Origin of the sequence: Nocardiopsis sp. FR4 (genome assembly GCF_009830945.1) — a bacterium.
In the GTDB taxonomy this organism is placed as follows: Bacteria; Actinomycetota; Actinomycetes; order Streptosporangiales; family Streptosporangiaceae; genus Nocardiopsis.
The window spans coordinates 21787-39696 of the sequence record NZ_VWVV01000020.1; the positions used below are offsets into that span (position 1 = coordinate 21787).

Sequence of the window (17910 nt, forward strand, 5' to 3'; positions counted from 1 at the left end):
CCGCGTGATTCACAAGTAATCCGCCCACCGATTGAAGGAACTAGAGCCCAGGAGGAACCTCAACTCACTCAACTCAAAAATCACGATACTGCCCATCTTCGAGAAGGCGGATCGCATCCGCCTGAAGCATTTCTTGAGCGGATGTAACAGCTTCTAAATTTTTAGAAAAAAGTCGAAGGAAACGGAGTATGAGTTCCGGGCTGACGTACGCGGTATCCGCGCGGACCGCCAGACAGAGAGTGTGGGAGCTGCTGGTGACCGCGATCGAGAAGCGGCCGTCCTGGTAGGGCCACCCCTTCATCCACTCGACCACTCCCTCTGGAACCGGCCTGTGAGGTCCCTCGAACGACGGGGCCACCCCTCGGACGTCGTTGTAGGTGGGCCAGCCCGCCAGGTCAGCGAAGGTGAGCCCCTTGTCCTGAAGGGCGGCGTCCAAGTCATCAGGTGACCATAAAGCCGCCTTGTAGCTTCCCCACAGCTGTTTCCCGACCCTGTCGACGAAGGAGCGGAGAGCCAGGCCAGAGACCCCGGTGTCCACGATGAGGGGGCCGACTTGGGCGAGTAGACCCACATATCCCTCGCTGTCAGTGGCGTAGCGGTTCGAGGAGAGCACCTGGAGTGGGATCCGGCGCAGATCGGTGACAGCTGCCAAGGTGAGTGCGGTCAGGGATACCAACACGGCAGATGACGCCAACTGGTATTTCTCCTCCAGCCGGCGGAGGCGGTCAGCAGCCAGGGGCACGCGCACGACAGCCTGCGCACATCCGTTCTGCGGTTCCCGCTCCTGTGGTCGAGGAGATCTGAAGGGGCCCGATACATCAGACAAGCGTTTGATCCACGTGTTGACCGAACGCTCGTTTTGCGCCCAGAACCGTTCCCCGCTCTCCAGGAACGCACGCTCTCTTGGTTGAGTTCCCGCACCGTTGTCTACTGAGCCGGACATAAGCAAGCGGGTGATCTCACCGACGATGATCTGCGCACTCGAAGCATCAACGACTGTGTGGGAGAAGGCCAGCAGAGCACGGGCTGACCGACCATCCAGGGTGAGGACAATAGTGGAACAAGGAAGTCCACCATCGGCGCCAAGCGGAATCCTGCGCATCTCGTTGGACAGATCTCTGGTTGCGGATGCGATGTCTTCGGTCACTTCGACGAACCGGATATTAGCTTCGCAACCGCCAGTCACCACCTGCAGCGGTTCTTCTCCAGCAAGAGAGTACGTCGTCCGCAAACTATCGTATTTCGCCAGTATCGTCGTAACCGCCTCCGTCACGCTCTTCCCCGAGCACAAGGGTGGAAGATCAACAGCCCGAACGATATTCAGATATCTGGCGTGCTGTGAATACCTTTCCATCCCATTGAGGAATGCCCGCTGCCCCCAGGTCAGCTTTCCTTTCCACTCAGGTCCGCAACGAGAAGGAAGGCGTGGCCTCATGTCTACGCAACCTTTCTCGACCGAACGCGGTCCAGCACGACACCTGCGTGATGGAAATCTTCTCTCGAGAAGACCCCGCCGAGCAATAGCGCTCCGACTCCCACGTCAAGGTATCGGGCGAGGTAGTCACTCACTTCCTCGTATGATCCCACGAGAATCGGCATTGATCCCTTGTCGCTCAGGTACGCTCCGGTCCAGTAGACACCGTCGTAGACCTCCGAGTCAGTCGCCAGGTTCGCAATTCTCCGGCTCCAGTCGGACGACGATCTCCTGCGTATCCGTGCTTTGAGCCTGGTCTCGCGGTTCGGGACGAACTGTGAGCGAGCAACTGACCAAGCTTCCTTAGAGCTCGTACGCGCGATGATCCCCAATCTGACACCAATGCCGACCTTCGTGCCGCTTCGGTCGGCGAAGGTGTCGGCGAACATCGACACGGGCTCAGGATGGGTGATTGCGAAGTCCGCCACACTGTCAGCGGTTTTCCGGTTGGCGGCGGACGAACCCGCCATGAACACACGTGGACGGAGCGGAGCGGGGATGAAGGAATTCGTGTTGATCCCTTGTAGGTCGTAGTAGCGCCCGCTGTGGGAGAGAGGCTGTTCAGAGGAGAGCAAGGAGCGCACCACCGAGATGTATTCTGCGGCACGCTCGTACCGATCATCATGGCCGAGTGCGTCTCCCACCTCCACTAGTTCGTGATCCGCCGCACCGGTGATGAGGTTAACATCAACTCTTCGCTGATGGAGGAACGTCAGTGAATGGATCATCTTGGCGGCGGTAAATGGAGGAACTGAATAGGGTTGCAGGGCGATCAAGGGGGAGACCGTGGACGAGTGGGTAAGGATGTTCCCCCCGACCATCCAAGGGTCGAGGTCGTGGTGGTTGTAGAAGGACAGGAGTCCGTCGAACCCGTGCTTCTCGGCATAGCCGACGATTTTCGGCAACAGTGACCTGACCTTCTCAGGAGCCGCCTTCGGGTACAGTGCGGTGCCGTATACGAGGAAGTCTCTGGTCATGGGCGAGCACCATCATGAAGGTGATGAAGAGATTCGTTGGATTTCATGGGCGCTTCCAACCGTTCACCTCGGGCCACCTACGTCGTACCTGGCTCAGACAGTAGGTCCAATATGATCGAACGGACAGGTCCGAGTGCACGAAGTCGCGCTTCTTGGCCACGTCTCCTCGTCCAGACCAGTGATAGTCCACGTTCAGCTGTTCGGCTGCGAGCTGGAGCTTGCACGCACGTTCCAACATGTGCGCGAATACCACGGCATGTTGGATCGTCTTCCCGACGACCACCGATCCGTGGTTGCGCAGGAGCAAGGCCGGATTATCCCCTAGGGCCTTGGCGACCAGATTCGCGGTTTCCAGGTTCAGAACGGTGTTGCTCGTCTCGGTGAACTTGGGCAATCGGCCCTGAAAGTATGCGCCATCATGGGATACGGGACGCAGGGGGAGATCAGTCGCACCGAAGATGAGGCCGTTGGGGGCGTGACTGTGGACGATGGCGTTGACGTCAGGACGGGACTTGTAGATGGCCTGGTGCAGGGGTAGCTCTGGAGGTGCCAATGGGTCGGGCTCGTCTGCCGGGTCGAGAGGAGTGGTGACGATGTCAGTCGGGACGCACTCGTCGAAACCCTTCATCGCCCCTTTGATAAACATATGCGCTCGCCCCGGCAGACGTAGCGAGACCTGGCCCTGGTTGAAGTCGTCGTGTCCGCCCAGCGACAGGGATCGGGCCGCTGCGGCCAAGGTTGCCGCGGTCTTCTTCTGGGAGGAGTCCTTCCTTCCCTCTGTGGATTCGCTCATCCGAGCCTCCGAAGCAGTAGTTCGTCGTACACGTCAGTGATCGTCACCAGGGCTGGTGGTGTTTTGACGATCCATCTGACAGCCATCACCGCTCCGCGCGCCATCGCTTGGATCTCTTCGACACCGTGTTTCAAGGAGAGGTATTCTCCGTCGAGGAAAATATTCACAGCGTGGTCGTTCACAGGTTCACCCTGTCGGTCGAAAGTTATCTCCAGTGGATTCTTCCCTGTCTCTGTTTCTACGGTGGCGGCCAAGGACAGAGCGGTGGCGCTCGGAGCGTCTTTCTTCGTCTTCGGGTGCCGATCGTGGACGACAGTCTCGGGATTCATTCCCATCCCGCCGACTCTCCGGAGGGCCAGCTGGAGGGCTCCTGTCAAAATCCAGTACCCTAGGGAGAGGTTGGGAGCTCGCACCACGGTGACTTCCTCAGCCAGTGCTTCCAGAGCAGCGTGGTGAAACGCACTGAGCCCAGATGTGCACACAAGGAGTGCACTCCCATGGTGCTGACACAGTCTTATCGTGTCCGCTAGTGCGGAAGGATGGCTGGCGTCCACGATGACATCGGGACTCCCTGTTTCCGTGCGTGACCGTCTCGAAACAGTCAGAACAACATCAAATCCTTCCTTCTCCAACTCCTGCTGGAGCACGGATCCGAACTTCCCCGTAGCTCCAACAATGCCAATCGCAAGCTTTTTATTCAACGCCCGCCCCAGCATTGGCCAGATAGTCGGAGATTTCCTTGACCGTGAGCGGGGGTTCCGTGTCGTCCTCGAAATCGAAGAAGACCCCGAACTCAATTTCCAGAGCGTTCACAAGCCTGAGGTAGTTGAGGGAGGAGAGTCCCATCTCTACGAGCTTACGATCACTATTCGCTATCGCCACCGCCGAGGAGACCTTTCCGTTCGTGACGTTTTCCACCTGTTTGGCCACACGCTCGATCAGCATAGTTGCGGAATCTTTCATGCTCTTTCGTTCTCGTGTCAGGGAAGTTCTCGTGGGGGCTGCAAATGGGAGGAGGTGACCTGGGGATCCCTTTGTATCCGGCGTCGGGGGTATCAGCGTCGACCTCCCGTCTTCTTAGCGACCAGATCCTGCATGAGTCTAAGCCTGGGCTTACCTAGCTGGCTCTTGGGAATCTCGTCGACTTGCACAAGGATCTGTGGAACCTTGTACTGGGAGAGGCGAGTGAGACAGTGTTTACGAAGCGCATTTGTGTCCACCTTCTCTGGACTAGTGAACACAGCGGCCAGATCCGGGTCTCGCCCCTCCTGCTCCGCCGCGAAGATGAAAGACTGGGCAACGCCGAATTCTGACAGGATGTTCGACACCTCGGTAGGATCGATTTTTCTGCCAGCGATGTTGATCCCTTTCCCGAGCTTTCCAGTGAAAAACAGGGATCCGTTGCGGATGATGCCCTCGTCGCCGCTCATAAAGTAGCCCGAGGAATCGATTTTCTGCTCCAGCTCTCCTGGAAAATTCAGGTAGCGGCTTCCCATGGAACTGCTTCGGACACGGATCTCCCCCGGCCCGCGCCCAGTGTCACTAGTTTTGATCGAAACACCGGGCAACGGGTAGCCCACGCCTCCTTCTGCGGAGGGGGACGGATCGAAGGTGAGAGGCCCTGTCTCCGCAATCCCGTAGTAGTTGTGGATCTTGATGCCGTGTCGGGAGAAGAGGTCTTGGGCGACTTCGGTGCTGAGGGGAGCTGCGGAGGAAAGTGAAACTCTGAGATTCTCCAGCCCTGGCAACGACTCTTCCCAGAGGAGCAACGACTCATACAAGGGAGGAAATGCTGTCAACCGGGTGGGGCGGGCAGCTTTCAGATAACGTGCTACCCGACCGGCCGTGGGGAGACCGGACGACAACCACAGCTCCGATCCTGTCAAAAAGGACGGGAGGAGCGAAGTGTTGAAAGACAGTCCGTTGAACAGTCCTGCGAAGCAGAGGAGCCGTTCAGCAGTAGACATCCTGGTCCCCTCGCACCAGGCGAGGGCCGCGCGGTGGACTGCGTCTCCCGAGTACTCGATGCAGCTGGGCGCGCCTGTGGAACCCGAGCTGAATCGGCACACCTCGGTTTCGGGGAGCAGTTCGAAGCGTTGCTTCCGGCCAGGCGCGGCTTCGAGAATACTGGTTGCGTGGAACCGGTTGAAAAAATGCGACGTCGATTTGCCCTCGGCCACTGGGAGACTGCGGTCATGTAGGAAGACGTCGACGGAGCATGACGAGGAAATGAAATTGAGTTCGTATTCGCCGAAAGACGGGTCCACCAAGAATGGGACTGCGCCGCTGCGAAGCAGTCCGATGTAGATGATGACGTAGTCCACAGAGTTCGAGGCATAGATCGCGACCCGTGGCGTGCGCCCAGAGCCTAATACCGAGCCTTCCCTGTTGATCTGATGCCAAAGTTGGTCGAAAGAAGAGGCCACGCGGTCTGCTGCGGCGTCCAGTTCGTGGTATGCGACAGCTACCCGTCCATCATTAACAGCCGAGAGCTCTGCGTGGCGCCATATGCTCTCATTGACGACTTCTACGAGAACACCCATGGTAGCTCTTTCGTCTCTCCTTATTCTCCATGCGCATACGCATTGACACTGCGGTCGCGCTTCTCTTCTCCCTCTCCGGAGTCGACCCCGAGCGCGAGCAGATATATGATATCTTCTTCTTGCGAAAGTCCGACAACCTCACGCCAGACACGTTCGTCGTAGCCGCCTACTGCGGTGACGCCAACTGATTCCTTCGCTGCTTTCAGGTAGACAAAGTGTGCTTTTGTGGAAGCCTTATACACACAGCTTCGTGTTCCATGCCACGTAAGAGCTCTTTTTTCACCATGGTTGACATAGAAAATTAAGAACACCTGCGCTTTTTTCAGGTGCACCTGACCGTTGCACGCGCGGGTGAGTGCATGTTCATCCTTTATGAAGTCACTTTGGACTACAGAACTGACTTCATCCGGTACGCTCAGTGGCCGTGCGGCGGGTATGAGACCGGACGGCATGACGACAGCCATACCCAACTCAGGTTTAGCATCCTCCCGGATATCGCTCTCCGCGTTCACCGAGAGAACCGAAAGAAGGGTTTCGATCTTCTCGTGAGGAAGATCTCCATCGGCAAAGCCCGTGCAGGAGCGCCTGATGCTGGACAGCTTCCGCCAATCACGTAGGGGCGGACCTTCGTGGAGCATGTCGGAGACAGAGCCAAACGCCGCTTCCTCCCCGAGGGTGCTGCCGTCGCCCGTGTCTTCCGGAAGGAGATATTGGGAGATGAAATCCCAACTGTATGATTCTAGTTCATTTTCGACAGTACCTTGGTTGAATATTGACTGTTCTTCTTCGGAGGACCACTGTTTCTCCGCTTTGCCCTGGCTTGGTACGCACACGGAGAGCACGGAGTGCATCTCTCGGTGAGGAATGAAGTCAGCCAGGATTTTCCGCAGCTCAGGGCGGGGGATGTGGATGCTCAATCTGGCCATGCCGACTTCCTGGGCCGTACCCAGAAGAGCTGTCGCCGCGTGCCCCACGTCTAACTGTGCATAGAGGTAGCCCCGTTTGCCGTATTTTCGCATGGAGAGCCATGGTCTCGACAGGACAAGAATGTAGGAGACCCGAGCTCTCTTGGGCCCAACCTCCACAAGCGGGAAGTAGACTCTGAGAGCTTCTTGGTCCACCGGAAGAACGCGGTAGGAGCGCCGATGAAGGTTCAGCCTTCTGGCGACCAGGTAGGTATCGCCTCTGTCTCGGCTCTCCCAAGAAAACACGATCGCATCGTATGGATGGATTCCTCCTGCCGACGGAGCGTTGAGGGAGTTGCCTTGGCCGTACCGCATGAGCCCTTGCTCGAACAGGCGGAGGATGGAATAAAAATCATTCGGTGGAATATCGTCCTGCCGTCCGGGCGCCCGGCGTGACATCTGCATTTCTTTCAGCCAGTCGTCGGCACTCATTCCGATCAATTCAACCTGCTAGATGATTTTGTTACCTTCAATGGCATTGATTATATTCCGAAGAAGCTCGCGCGCCGATGATGAGTCGAACTCGTTCCACATCACTCGGAGGGCGAGAAAGAGTTCGCTTCCGTTCTCGGCCACCAGGTAGAAGGATGGTCCGATGAGGTTTGACGGCCGGTGGAGCACGATTTCGTTGCTCTGGGCGTCAAACTTTCGTACGGGGCTGTTCTCTGGGACACGCTCGATGTAGTTGAAATAATAGCCGGGGAGCAGTGCATTTCCTGAAAACCTGGAGCCATCGAATGCAGCTAAGAGGTCTGTAGGATGATAACAACCATTCTGATAGGCCGCGAAGGTCTTCTTCTGGATCCGCTTTGCGTAGGATTCGAGGCCCTCCGAGGGAACGGGATCGCATATTAGCGGAGTCCATTGATTGAGGCTTCCGACAAGATCGGTGGTTTTTTCGAAGTGCCGGTTGGCGCTCGCGATGTTGAGCGGAACGTTCGTGGGGCGAAGCTGCTGGTGGACAGCAAGGCTGTATGCGGCTAGCAGTACATTACTTTCGGAAACCTTTGCTTCCTCTGCACGTATCTTGACCGCATTCTTGAGGGAACGCGATATGAAGGTACCGGCGACAGCGCTCTTCTCATCAGCTGGATCAGGTGGATAATTCTCGCCCACTCTTTTCATCACCCGTTGAAGGTATGATGACGACCGAATTCTACGGTTCTTCCATGCCTCCGAATGTTGATCCATCGCAAGACGGGTTGGAGAGTACTCGACCTTTGGCATATCAGATCCGCCGAGAAAGCTATAGAAATCCCTTTTTAAGATATCCAGTGCGGTGGCGTCGACGGCGATGTGATGCATCACCAGAACGACATGTTGAGCTTCTTCCGCCGCGTGGAGTATCCAGAACTTCCACGGCTGAACCACTGTGATGTCGAATGCCTTGCGTCGTTCCTCCTCGGCTATTTTTTTAGCTTGACCTGGAGAGTTTTCCAGAGTCGTTTCGACAAGGTACAGGTTACCTTGGGGGGCAGTCTGAACGATCTGTTGTGGCTCATCAGGTTGGGAAAAATCGTAGACACAGCGCAAAGACTCGTGCCGACGCACGAGGGCAGTGAGAGACTCTTGGACATCCGAGGTTTTTGTCCCCGGTGGAAGAGACCAGGTCTGCCAGACGTTGGCGTATTCTTCCCGACCCTTAGCTATCGTTTCAAGGCTTCTCAGGATCGAAATCTGCCCGAAGGATAGAGGCGATACCCTCTCAATCTCTCCGCTCATTCTCCTCAAGGATCTCCAAATCCAAATCTCATTACTGCACGAGGGGGTGGGGCATACGCCCCACCCCCAGAATGAATTAGACGTGGCCAGTCAGGTCGCGCTTCGACATTCTAATCACCTCGCTTTCTTTCGAGATGTTCATGAACTTACAGTGATGGTCGAAACACAGTCAAGAGCTGGGTCTCTTGGTGCTTGTGTCACGGCTGGACCCTCTGAACTGCGCAAAGATTTGGCGAACCATGAACTCCTTGCTTTATGTGATGCTTGACACACGCAAGGGTGGTTTTCAGGTAGCCCTTTCGCTCTGACGCTCTTGACTAAGGCCGTGCGGTGAGTCTTCTAAACATGAATGAGCAGGTCACAGGCCTGTGTCGAGCCTTTTTTGACCTTTGATCAGGCGGTTGACTGGAAGGGGGTGAGATCGAGCCCCGCCGATCGGATGAATCCCCGCAGCAGTCCCGGGCGTCTCTGGGCCGACCGCAGGCGCGATCGGAGCACGCGTTCCAGCCTCGATTCTTCAGGGGTGATCGTTGCCTGACCGGGTCGTGGGCTCGCCCCGGTTTGTCCCGCAGGTGCGGGAGCGGGGCCACCGCGTGTGGCCGCGGACTGCGCCGGGATCCGCGGACCCGGAAGCCGAACGCTCCCTCTCTCACATGCTCGTCGGGGTGGGGAATGCTCCTCAGGCGGGTGCGGGCAGGGCCTGCAACCGATCCCAGCAGGTAGTGAACGCATCCTTGTAGGGCCAGGTCCGATCGATGCGCACCAGAGGCGGCGGGCGTGGCGGTCCAGCGTGGTGGGCACGTGGTAGAGCCGGTGGCGCATCGTGACCGGCTCGGCCCGCACCAGTTCGGTCTCGTCGTGGCAGCCCAGCTGGCGGGTCCAGGTCCACGGCCATTGAGGCCGCCAGCACCTATCCTTGGTTGACGTCCCACGACGATGAGGGCAGGTTGCCCAGGCCCATGACCTTGTGGGTGCGCACCCGGTCCTCGACCACGGCGTGACAGCGGTGGATCACGTCCAGCCACTGGGGGTGGTGCGAGCCCGCCACCCGGTGCATGCGGGTGATGTTGGTGGCGGTGACGGTGTAGCGCCACCCGGTGCGCTTCTCCAACGCGGTGAGGTTCTTGGCCTGCCTGCCCGAGGGGCGGGTGCGGCGCACGACTAGCCGCAGCCCTTTCGGCCAGCCAGGGCGGGTGTTCAGCCCGGCCAGTTCTGCGACTCCGGTGTCCTCACGGACGCTGCCGTCAGGGCCCAGGCCCGCTTCTCAGGCGTCCTCGGGCAGGTGGGCGATCGCTTCCTCATCCGCGCCGGTGATGGCCCAGCCCACGGTGCGGCGGGTGGTGGTCAGCCCTTCGAGATAGGTGAGCAGGTCGTGGGTGGCTCCGGCCCTGTCGATACGGACCAGGAGTTTGGCGCCGACCTGCCCGGGGATCTGGGCCAAGGCCGCACGGATCACGGTGATGTGGTCGGCCACGGTGTTGGAGCCGGCGTTGCCCTTCCTGAGCAGGGTGGCCAGGGACTCGCTGGTGTTGGCGCACCAGGCCGCGAGGGGGTGGCGTCCGTAGGTGCGTTTGAAGGTGCCGGTGGCGCCTTCCCTGTTCGAGGCGGCGGTGACGATGGTGGCGTCCACGTCGATGAGGATCCACTCTCGCAGTAGCTTGTCCGCGATGGTGATCCAGCGAACCCGCTGGGGCGTAGGTGCAGGAGGGTCCACACGTGGCGGTGGGTCTTGGCTCTGGACTTGGCGATGGCGGTGTGCGTCATCTCATCGAGAGCGGTCAGGGTGCGCCACAGGGTGAAGTCTGAGGCGGGGGCTTCCAGGAGGTTGGTGGCTCCGGTGACGATCGCTCCGGCCAGGGTGATCAGGGCGAGGGCCCGGTTGCGCCATCCGTCGGCAGTGCTGGAGGGTAGGACGTGGGACAGGGCGGTGGTGAGTCCGATCCTGTCCGCGCAGGTCAGCTTGCGTTCCTGCTCGGGTGCTAGCAGGGTGTCGGCTCCTTGCCGCCCGGGGGTGGGGGCCTTGATGCGATCAAGTCTGATCGCCCATCCGGCAAGTTCTGAACCACAGACCAAAGCTTTATCTACTGGTGACTACCGGGAAGGCGTTTTGAGCTCTGCGAGTATTCAGGACCGGTCCGGAGCCGAACCGCTCTGGGCGCTGTGGTGCCGCTGAATCCCGAGGCACGCGCGTCCCTAGATGAGTAATTCCAAGGGGTGCTTGGTCTGAGCATGAGGCGAGGGAGTCCAGGGTCATGTTGTGACGCAAGACCTGAACTCCCTCGCCTGTGCACTCTACGCCCGTACCGAGGCCCTCCTCAAAGCCCACCCCGACCTGGCTCCCTGGCGCCCCGCAATCGGCTTCCAGCCACGCCTGTCCGACGCCGACCTGGTCACCCTGGCCCTGATGCAGGCCCTGACCGGCCACACCAGCGAGGCCCGATGGCTGCGCTATACCCGCACCTATCTGTCCGCACGCTTCCCCTACCTGCCCCAGCAAAGCGGCTACAACAAACGCCTGCGCAAAGCCACCGGGTTGATCCGCACCCTCATCCGCCACCTGGCCACCGATACCAGCGCCTGGACCGACGACACCTGGGTGGTGGACTCCACCCCCATCGAGTGCGCACGCTCCCGCGAGACCGTTAAGCGCTCCGACCTGGCCGGATGGGCCGCCTATGGGTACTGCGCCTCCCACTCCCGGTTCTTCTGGGGGCTGCGCCTGCACCTGGTGTGCACCCTGAGCGGCCTCCCGGTCGCCTTCGCGCTCACCGGAGCCAAGGCCTACGAGCGCACCACCCTGGTGGGGATGTTCGAGAACGATCCCGGCCTGGTCGCTCAGCGCCCAGGACAGACGCTGATCGCGGACAAGAACTACTACGGGTGCGACTTCGAACGCTGTCTGGCCCAAGCGGGTCTGTCTTTGCTGCGTCCGGCCCGCAAGGGCGGGTCCTCACGGGCCAGGTCGGGTTGTTTCGGCCGTTGCGGCAGGTCATCGAGTCGATCAACCAGACCTTCAGGGGCCAGTTGGACCTGGAGCGGCACGGCGGGCGCACTCCGGGCGGGGTGATTGCCCGGGTGCTCCAGCGGATCCTGGCGCTGACCGCCGCGATCTGGCACAACGACCGCACCGGCCAGCTGGTCCTACGCTCCCTGACGGCCTACGACCACTGACCCCTTGGAATTACTCATCTAGTGGCCCAGCCTTGGGGCTGCTGGTGCGCAACCGCGACGGCGGGGATCTGTCCACGCGGGCGATGAACGCGGTGGTGTGTGAGCGAGGGCTGTGGCCGGGATCTGGCTTTAACGACGATGGTGAACCGTTCGATCGGTACGTGCTACGCCACACTTTCGGCACTGACCTGGCGCGGCCGCAGCGGGCTGGCCCGTAATCGGTGAACCTGGTGACCGTTGCCGAGTGATGGGACAGGCCGACGCGACACCATCTGAGGGAGCGGCCACGGCGACAGTCCTCGTTTGCGGCTGGTGACACGTTTGTTGACGGCACCCCGTAATGGGGCGTGTGGGCGGTTGATACGCCTGGACGGCCCCTGGGGTAGGGGTATGGGGTGTTCGGGGCGGACGTGGCGGCACAGGGCGGTGTCCGCCCCAGTGCCGTTTCGGTGCGGCGGTCGGGGCGCGGGGTTGCCCCGCAGGGGCGGTGGATCTTAGTCCGATGGGGGTAGCGTGTACTGAGGTTCAACTGGGGAGCACGTATGGAGCACAAACGGCCCGGATTCGGGCCGCGCTCCTCGTCTGCTCGATTCGTACACCCCATCTGACCTGGAGTTTTATAGCGCACCCGGCAGGATTCGAACCTGCGACCATCGGATTAGAAGTGCCATGGTTGCGTACCGTCACGTGTCCCTACGTACCGTTTCATGCCACCCCACCCGATCCGCCGTGCCGTCGGGTGCCGTGTCATGCCGTGTGGTGTCGCCCCAGTCCAAAACCGCGGAGCACAAACGGAGCACACACCGGCCCCTGACGGCGTCCGATGGCACCTCGCGAGGTCCTCGGAGCGACCACTCGTTTGCTTCGGAGTGCGCTCCTGGAGTGTTCGGTTCGGGTCTATCCAGGCTCGGAACCCAGCCCTCGGGGCGTCCGTTCTCGGCGGGTTTGGTCTCGGCTTTGGAGTCCTTGACCAGGCCGGTCGCCCGGGCCACGGCCAGGGCTGGGGCTACGTTGAACTCGTCCCTGCGACGCCTCACGTATTGCGAGTCTTGGCGGGCGGCGAAAGTGAGGGCGGCGTCCAGGGCCTCGCGCCACTCCTCTTCGGTTCCGGTGCCGTTCTCGGCCAGGTCTAGGACGCGGTGTATGAGGGGGGATCCTTCGTCCCACGCGTCCGTGAAAGTACGCAGGTCGAGAAAGTTCAGGACCTTCTCGACCGCCTTCTCCGCGGTGGACACGTGGGGAAGCAGCAGGTTCAGTCCGTCGTTGTCGATGAGTTCGGGGTAGTCGATGCGGTCCCACGCGGCTCCGTCCCACCAGTAGGCGAAGCCCTGTTCACGGTCGTTCTCCAACGCGGTGAACCAGGTCCAAGGCAGCCATTCGGGACCGGCGTAGGGGTCGTAGCCCTCGACGTCCATGTAGTCGTCGCATTCGTGGTCGGCGCCGACGAGTACCCCGCGTCCGCCCTCGATCCGAGCAAGCCGCCACTCGTTGCCGCCTCCGTCGTTGTGGTGCACGACCGCGTCCGCGTAGCGGTGCTGGTTCTCGCTGCCGCCCGCTTCCAGAGCGGCCAGTGCGGCGGACCGGACCCAGAGGGCGTCGAACGGAGGCAGGTCTTCAGGACGCCCTGGGGCGTGGAACTCCATACTCAGGCCCCTTCATGCAGAGAAGAATCGATTGCGTGGCGAAGCTATCCCGTAGCTCTGACAGCCCGAGTCCGGTCTCCGGACAGGGACAGAACCCTGTGCCAGGGCTCAGCCGGGTATCCACGCTGTCAGGAGTTCGTCGGCGCGAGCGCCCCACCGGTCCCGCGCGCTCTTCAACCTGCGGGCGGGTTTCTCCAGTACCCAGGCGATGTCCCCGGGGTCGATATCATCCGGGGGTGTGAAGTCCTCGGGATGGTTCTGCGGCGACCAGGAACACCGTGGAGACGTCCAAGCGCCCGCGCTTCGTGGGTCGCTCACCGTCCTCGGGATAACGAACCACGGCACGGACGCCGTCGGGCAACGGGCTGACCGGCACGGCCCCTCCGTCATCCGCACCTCATCCGCCATCAGACCTCCTGTGTCTCCAGATCACCGATTCCATGCACGCTGTCGGAGGGAAAGGGACTCCTGTCGTCCCGCCTCAGCAGATCGAGCGCCTTCTCCGGCTCCTTGGTGAACAGCACCACGGCCAGCGACCGGGTCGCCCGCGAGCAGCCCACGTAGAAGAGCCGTCGGGTCCGGTCGACGGCGTAGTCCTTGCCCGCCTCCTCGTTCTTGCGGTCCGTGTCGCTGAGGTCGCGCAAGCCGAAGAACTTTGCGTAGGAGAAGTCGGGGTGTCGGCTCCGCTCAGCGTCCACCAGGACCATGACCCGCTCGAACTCGGCTCCCTTCACTCCCTGCTGGGTCTCGTATGGCGACTGGCCGGTGATGTAGTCGCGGTATGTCCTGACCTGATCGACCGGGCTGGCGAGGTAGGCGTCCATCACCGCGCGCATGACCTCATGTTTCTCCCGTGTCGGTGCTTCCGTGTCAGACCCCTCTTCTTCCACGGACACCCGATCCAGCCCTTCGGAGTCGACCGCGCGCAGCAGGTGGGAACGCAGCCGCGGATCGAACGGGATGAGCCCGGTGCGCACCGCATGGCTCAGGACCTGCCCGGTGGTCTTCCCGCTACCGGGCTTCATGAGCGAGACGAGTTCGTCGGTGTCGCGCTTCACTTCGGCAAGCGCCTCCACCGAATCCTTCCCGTCCAGAAAGGCTCGGAGCCGGGGAGCGGACTCGCGCAGAATCGCGAGCGCTGCCATTCCTTCGTCCCCTTCCACCGCCTCGACCAGGGGGAGGACCCGCTTCATGAACGGCGCGAGGCTCCAGTGGGTTCCCTCGCGGAAACCTTCTTTGACCTCCGCGCTCTTTCCCCGGGCGAAGGCCTCGTGGAGATCGGCGAATCCCATCCGTTCGGCGGCCAGCCGGTGCTCCAGCACGAGGATCCTGAGATCCTTGCCTTCGGTTCCGGCCCGCCACTCATCGTCCTGCTGACTCCGCGCGAGGAATTGGCGGACTCTGGCCACCTGCGCGTCGTCGTCCCCATCCGAAGGGAGGACGAACAGGTCCACGAAACCCGGATGCGGTTTCACTCCCGGTTTCCGACCCAGTACCTGTTGAAGCCCACCGTCACGCGGCGAGGCCGCGCGGATGCTGTTGATGACGTGCAGGACCCGATCCGGGCAGCGCCAGTTCTCCTTCTTCCTGATGGTGATCCAGCCAGCTCCCTTGTCCCCCTCGATGATCCCGGCTCCGCCCGTGTAGATCTGCTGCATCGGGTCCCCGAAGAACCCGAGGCAGACGTTCCCGCGCTCGAGCCGTTCGATGGTCTTGAGCGCCTCGACCACATCGCGTGTGGTGTCCTGACTCTCGTCGACAAGAATGTAGGGGAAGGACTGCGCGGTCATGGTGGCGAGGCGTGGGTACTCCTTGATCAGCCAGGGCACCAGTTGGACGATGTCGCTGTGGCCGAGTACGCCCCGGGCGAAGTTCCGTCCCGATTCATAGGTGAATCGCGCATGCGGGGTGTCCAGCCGTTTCAAGGCCTCCTGGAGGTCATCGGAGGGATTCTTGCTCATACGTCGGGTGATCTCCTGGCGAACCCACTGTGCTATCGCGCGCTGGAAGGGCCGGGCGATCTCCCACAGGAAGCTGTGGATGGTCGAAACGAAGAAGAGACTGTCATGGCCGACGTCCTTGCGGATCTCCTCCACGGCGATGTTCGTGTAGGTGATGCAGGCGATCTTGCGACTCCGGGCACGCAGATCGGGGCCGTGGACGCGGCTGATGTGCCCGAGTGCCTTAACCAGCGATGTCGTTTTTCCAGAACCGGCTCCGGCGATGACCACGAAGCCGCCCTTGGCCGAGGAGTCCAGCACCTCGCGGATCTCGATGTCGGTGCGGGTGTCCTTCTGGTGCAGGCGCCCGCTCACAGGTCCGCCCCCCGGTCGAGACGGGCGTTGAGCCACGCCAGACCTTCGTCGATGTAGTGGGGAGTCGTCCACTTCTCCTTGGTGAACAAGTCGAAGAACGTCAGTGCCAGATTGGCCTTGCCACCGGGAAGTTCACGGACGAACGTATGTACCTTGTCGACTACTTCACCATGCGACATGTCGCTGTCGAGCTTGAGTGGAATCTCGTCCTTGCCGTTCTTCTCCACCCATGCGAGGTTCTCCAGAAGCATGGCGTCCTCGAGAGTCCGCCCACTCGCCGTGCCCGGCACTCCCTGCCACATGAAGGCCTGAGGCGTCTGGTAGGCCACCCGCACCGCCGACGAGCTCTCTCCCACACCGTAGACGCCGATTTTCTCGTCCACGGTGGCCGTCCGTAGCTCCTGCACGCTTTCCTTCCTCGGTAGCCAGTCGATGAGGGTCTTGTTGCTCGTGACGGCACCGTCCGTAGCGGCGGTACACGCTCTCCTGTTCTGGGCTGGGTCTACGCTGTCCAGGTCGGTGATGATCAGGGCCGGCAGCCCAAGGAATTCCACCAGGTTCTTGAACCTGAATGCGTGGGATCCGCCGACCTCGAGGTAGGAGATGTGCGCGCGGGTCAGACGGGACAGGTTCGGCGCATGGTTCTCGATCATCAGCGGCAGCAGGATCCGCTCCGCATCACCTTCCACGAGCACGACCGCGTCGGCGAAGAACAGGTGGCAGTTGGTCAACTTCAGGAAGCGGCGCAGGAAGTTCGTCTCATCGTTCTCCACGTTCAACCGGGACAGGTCACGTACCTGGGTCGCGGGAGCCCCCGCCGTCTCGGTGATACGCCGGAAATACCTGATGGGGTCGAAGGAAGTGTCGTAGATGATGTTGGGCGAGTGCGTGGTCACGATGATCTGAGTGTGGAAGCCCGTCGTCGCGTTCTTTTGTACGCAAGCCTTGACGACATTCAGGAACGCCTGCTGCAACTGCGGGTGCATGTGTGCTTCGGGCTCCTCGATCACCACCAGGTGGATGAGCGACCTGTCTTCCTCGGCCCTGGTCCAAGCCCGGTGCATACCGATGATCTCGAGGATCATGTAGAGGTAGTTCTTGTAGCCGAGCCCGTTGTAGCGTTCGGGCAGTTCGAGCTGCCTGCCGTCGATGCTCGTGGAGGACACGTGGATCGACGCGCTGTCCATGATGAGACCGTCGTTGTCGACGCGGCTGCGCACGACCAGGCGCAGGTTGTCCATCCGATCGTCGGAACTGTCGTGCAGTTCGTCGAAGGTGTCCTTGAGCTTCTCCTGGAGATAACCCTCGGCCCCCTGCTCCGATATCCGCATCGCCTGCAGTGCGGCGTGGTTGACCTCACTTGAGTCGATGTTGCGCCGCAGGAACTTGGACACGTGCCGTGACAGGTCGAGCCCTTTGGAGGTGGGGTCGTCCGATAGGAAGCGCTGGGCATCGACCATATCCACGCGGACGAGGCTGTTGAGGAAGCGCTGTGCCGCGGTGGGGTTGTCGGTGAGTGGACCGACGACGTCCTCGGGTCGGCACTCGTCACGGTCGAAGCTCCTCGGATCGATCACGTGGTAGCTCAGCGCGTAGGAATCTCGCAACGTCTTGTCGAGATAGTCACGCATGTCCTCGGGCCAAGGAGAATACACCCCCTTCCGCCACCTCTTCTCCGACTTCGCCTTCCGCGTGGTGTGCCTCGCCTTCCGCCGGGCCTCCCGGAAGTCCGCCAGGAGCCCACCGGGGCCGTCCTTCGGACCGAACTCCACTCGCAGCGCCACCTGGCCGATATCCTCGTCCAGATCCTGGAACGACATCATCTCGATGACGCGGTACCAGTCCTCCTTCTCCACCTCCAGGAGCAGGTCCAGCCGGATCACCGGGAAATCCGCACCCTCGTCGATGTGGGCGAAGTCGTCCCAACATCCGGAATTGAAGTCGTAGAACGTCAGGTCCCGCGCCTTCTCCACGAAGAAGGAACGGAAGATGTGTGTGATCGAGGTCTTGCCACTGTTGTTCGCCCCGACACACACCGTCGCGCTTTCGTTCAGGTCGATCTTGACCTGGCGCAGACGCCGGAAGTTTTCGACTCGAACGGTCTTGATCCGCATGGGCACCTTCACAGGGCGAGATGGGCGGGTGTACAGGGCAACCAGCGCACGACGGGGGGAGGGAAGGGAAACGAGGAATGTCGGTCATGCTACCCCTGCCAAACATCAACGGGGGTCAAATTCGTCAAGTTGCTTGGGCTGAACTCGTGATGTCCGATGAGCGGACCATCTCGTGTCCTATGTCCAGGGCTGT

14 protein-coding genes are annotated in these 17910 nt (G+C 60.9%); 1 reads left to right on the forward strand and 13 read right to left on the reverse strand.

What is annotated here, in order from left to right; translation table 11 throughout:
- Positions 1-73: 73 nt before the first annotated feature.
- The 10 genes from FYW95_RS18790 to FYW95_RS28350 form a co-directional block, all read right to left on the reverse strand.
- Positions 74-1435 carry a condensation domain-containing protein gene (locus FYW95_RS18790; protein ID WP_370462427.1) on the reverse strand — a complete coding sequence of 454 codons (1362 nt, stop codon included), beginning with the start codon at positions 1433-1435 and terminating at the stop codon, positions 74-76.
- A gap of 2 nt (positions 1436-1437) precedes the next feature.
- Positions 1438-2451 (reverse strand): LLM class flavin-dependent oxidoreductase, encoded by a 1014-nt coding sequence (locus FYW95_RS18795; protein ID WP_159944663.1) that lies wholly within the window; start codon positions 2449-2451, stop codon positions 1438-1440.
- A gap of 43 nt (positions 2452-2494) precedes the next feature.
- Positions 2495-3244 carry a class II aldolase/adducin family protein gene (locus tag FYW95_RS18800; RefSeq protein WP_159944664.1) on the reverse strand — a complete coding sequence of 250 codons (750 nt, stop codon included), beginning with the start codon at positions 3242-3244 and terminating at the stop codon, positions 2495-2497.
- The gene (locus FYW95_RS18805; protein WP_255459376.1) at positions 3241-3960 is read right to left on the reverse strand and encodes a dihydrodipicolinate reductase C-terminal domain-containing protein; all 720 of its coding nucleotides are present in this window, start codon (positions 3958-3960) and stop codon (positions 3241-3243) included. The genes FYW95_RS18800 and FYW95_RS18805 overlap by 4 nt, the downstream gene beginning before the upstream one ends.
- Positions 3938-4189 (reverse strand): hypothetical protein, encoded by a 252-nt coding sequence (locus FYW95_RS18810; RefSeq protein WP_159944666.1) that lies wholly within the window; start codon positions 4187-4189, stop codon positions 3938-3940. The genes FYW95_RS18805 and FYW95_RS18810 overlap by 23 nt, the downstream gene beginning before the upstream one ends.
- Before the next feature lie 110 nt (positions 4190-4299).
- Positions 4300-5787, reverse strand: coding sequence for a class I adenylate-forming enzyme family protein (locus FYW95_RS18815; protein WP_159944667.1), 1488 nt, complete (start codon positions 5785-5787; stop codon positions 4300-4302).
- A gap of 20 nt (positions 5788-5807) precedes the next feature.
- Entirely contained in the window at positions 5808-7184 is a 1377-nt protein-coding gene (locus tag FYW95_RS18820) for a nitroreductase family protein (protein ID WP_160050601.1), read from the reverse strand.
- Between the two features lie 18 nt (positions 7185-7202).
- The gene (locus tag FYW95_RS18825) at positions 7203-8474 is read right to left on the reverse strand and encodes a condensation domain-containing protein (RefSeq protein WP_160050602.1); all 1272 of its coding nucleotides are present in this window, start codon (positions 8472-8474) and stop codon (positions 7203-7205) included.
- A gap of 910 nt (positions 8475-9384) precedes the next feature.
- Entirely contained in the window at positions 9385-9633 is a 249-nt protein-coding gene (locus FYW95_RS28345; protein ID WP_236568006.1) for a hypothetical protein, read from the reverse strand.
- Positions 9634-9738: 105 nt separating this feature from the next.
- Positions 9739-10188 (reverse strand): transposase, encoded by a 450-nt coding sequence (locus tag FYW95_RS28350; RefSeq protein ID WP_236568007.1) that lies wholly within the window; start codon positions 10186-10188, stop codon positions 9739-9741.
- Between the two features lie 543 nt (positions 10189-10731).
- On the opposite strand from FYW95_RS28350, the gene FYW95_RS18835 reads away from it, so the two are divergent.
- Positions 10732-11541, forward strand: a complete 810-nt coding sequence (locus tag FYW95_RS18835) for an IS982 family transposase (protein ID WP_236568008.1) — start codon at positions 10732-10734, stop codon at positions 11539-11541.
- 787 nt (positions 11542-12328) lie between these two features.
- Here the strand turns inward: FYW95_RS18835 and FYW95_RS18840 are convergent.
- The 3 genes from FYW95_RS18840 to FYW95_RS18850 all read right to left on the reverse strand — a co-directional run bounded on the left by FYW95_RS18840 (position 12329) and on the right by FYW95_RS18850 (position 17717).
- Positions 12329-13288, reverse strand: a complete 960-nt coding sequence (locus FYW95_RS18840) for a hypothetical protein (protein WP_236572240.1) — start codon at positions 13286-13288, stop codon at positions 12329-12331.
- 407 nt (positions 13289-13695) lie between these two features.
- A complete protein-coding gene (locus FYW95_RS18845) occupies positions 13696-15603 on the reverse strand; it encodes a UvrD-helicase domain-containing protein (RefSeq protein ID WP_160050603.1) in 1908 nt (635 codons plus the stop codon).
- Positions 15600-17717 carry an AAA family ATPase gene (locus FYW95_RS18850; RefSeq protein WP_160050604.1) on the reverse strand — a complete coding sequence of 706 codons (2118 nt, stop codon included), beginning with the start codon at positions 17715-17717 and terminating at the stop codon, positions 15600-15602. The genes FYW95_RS18845 and FYW95_RS18850 overlap by 4 nt, the downstream gene beginning before the upstream one ends.
- Positions 17718-17910 lie beyond the last annotated feature (193 nt).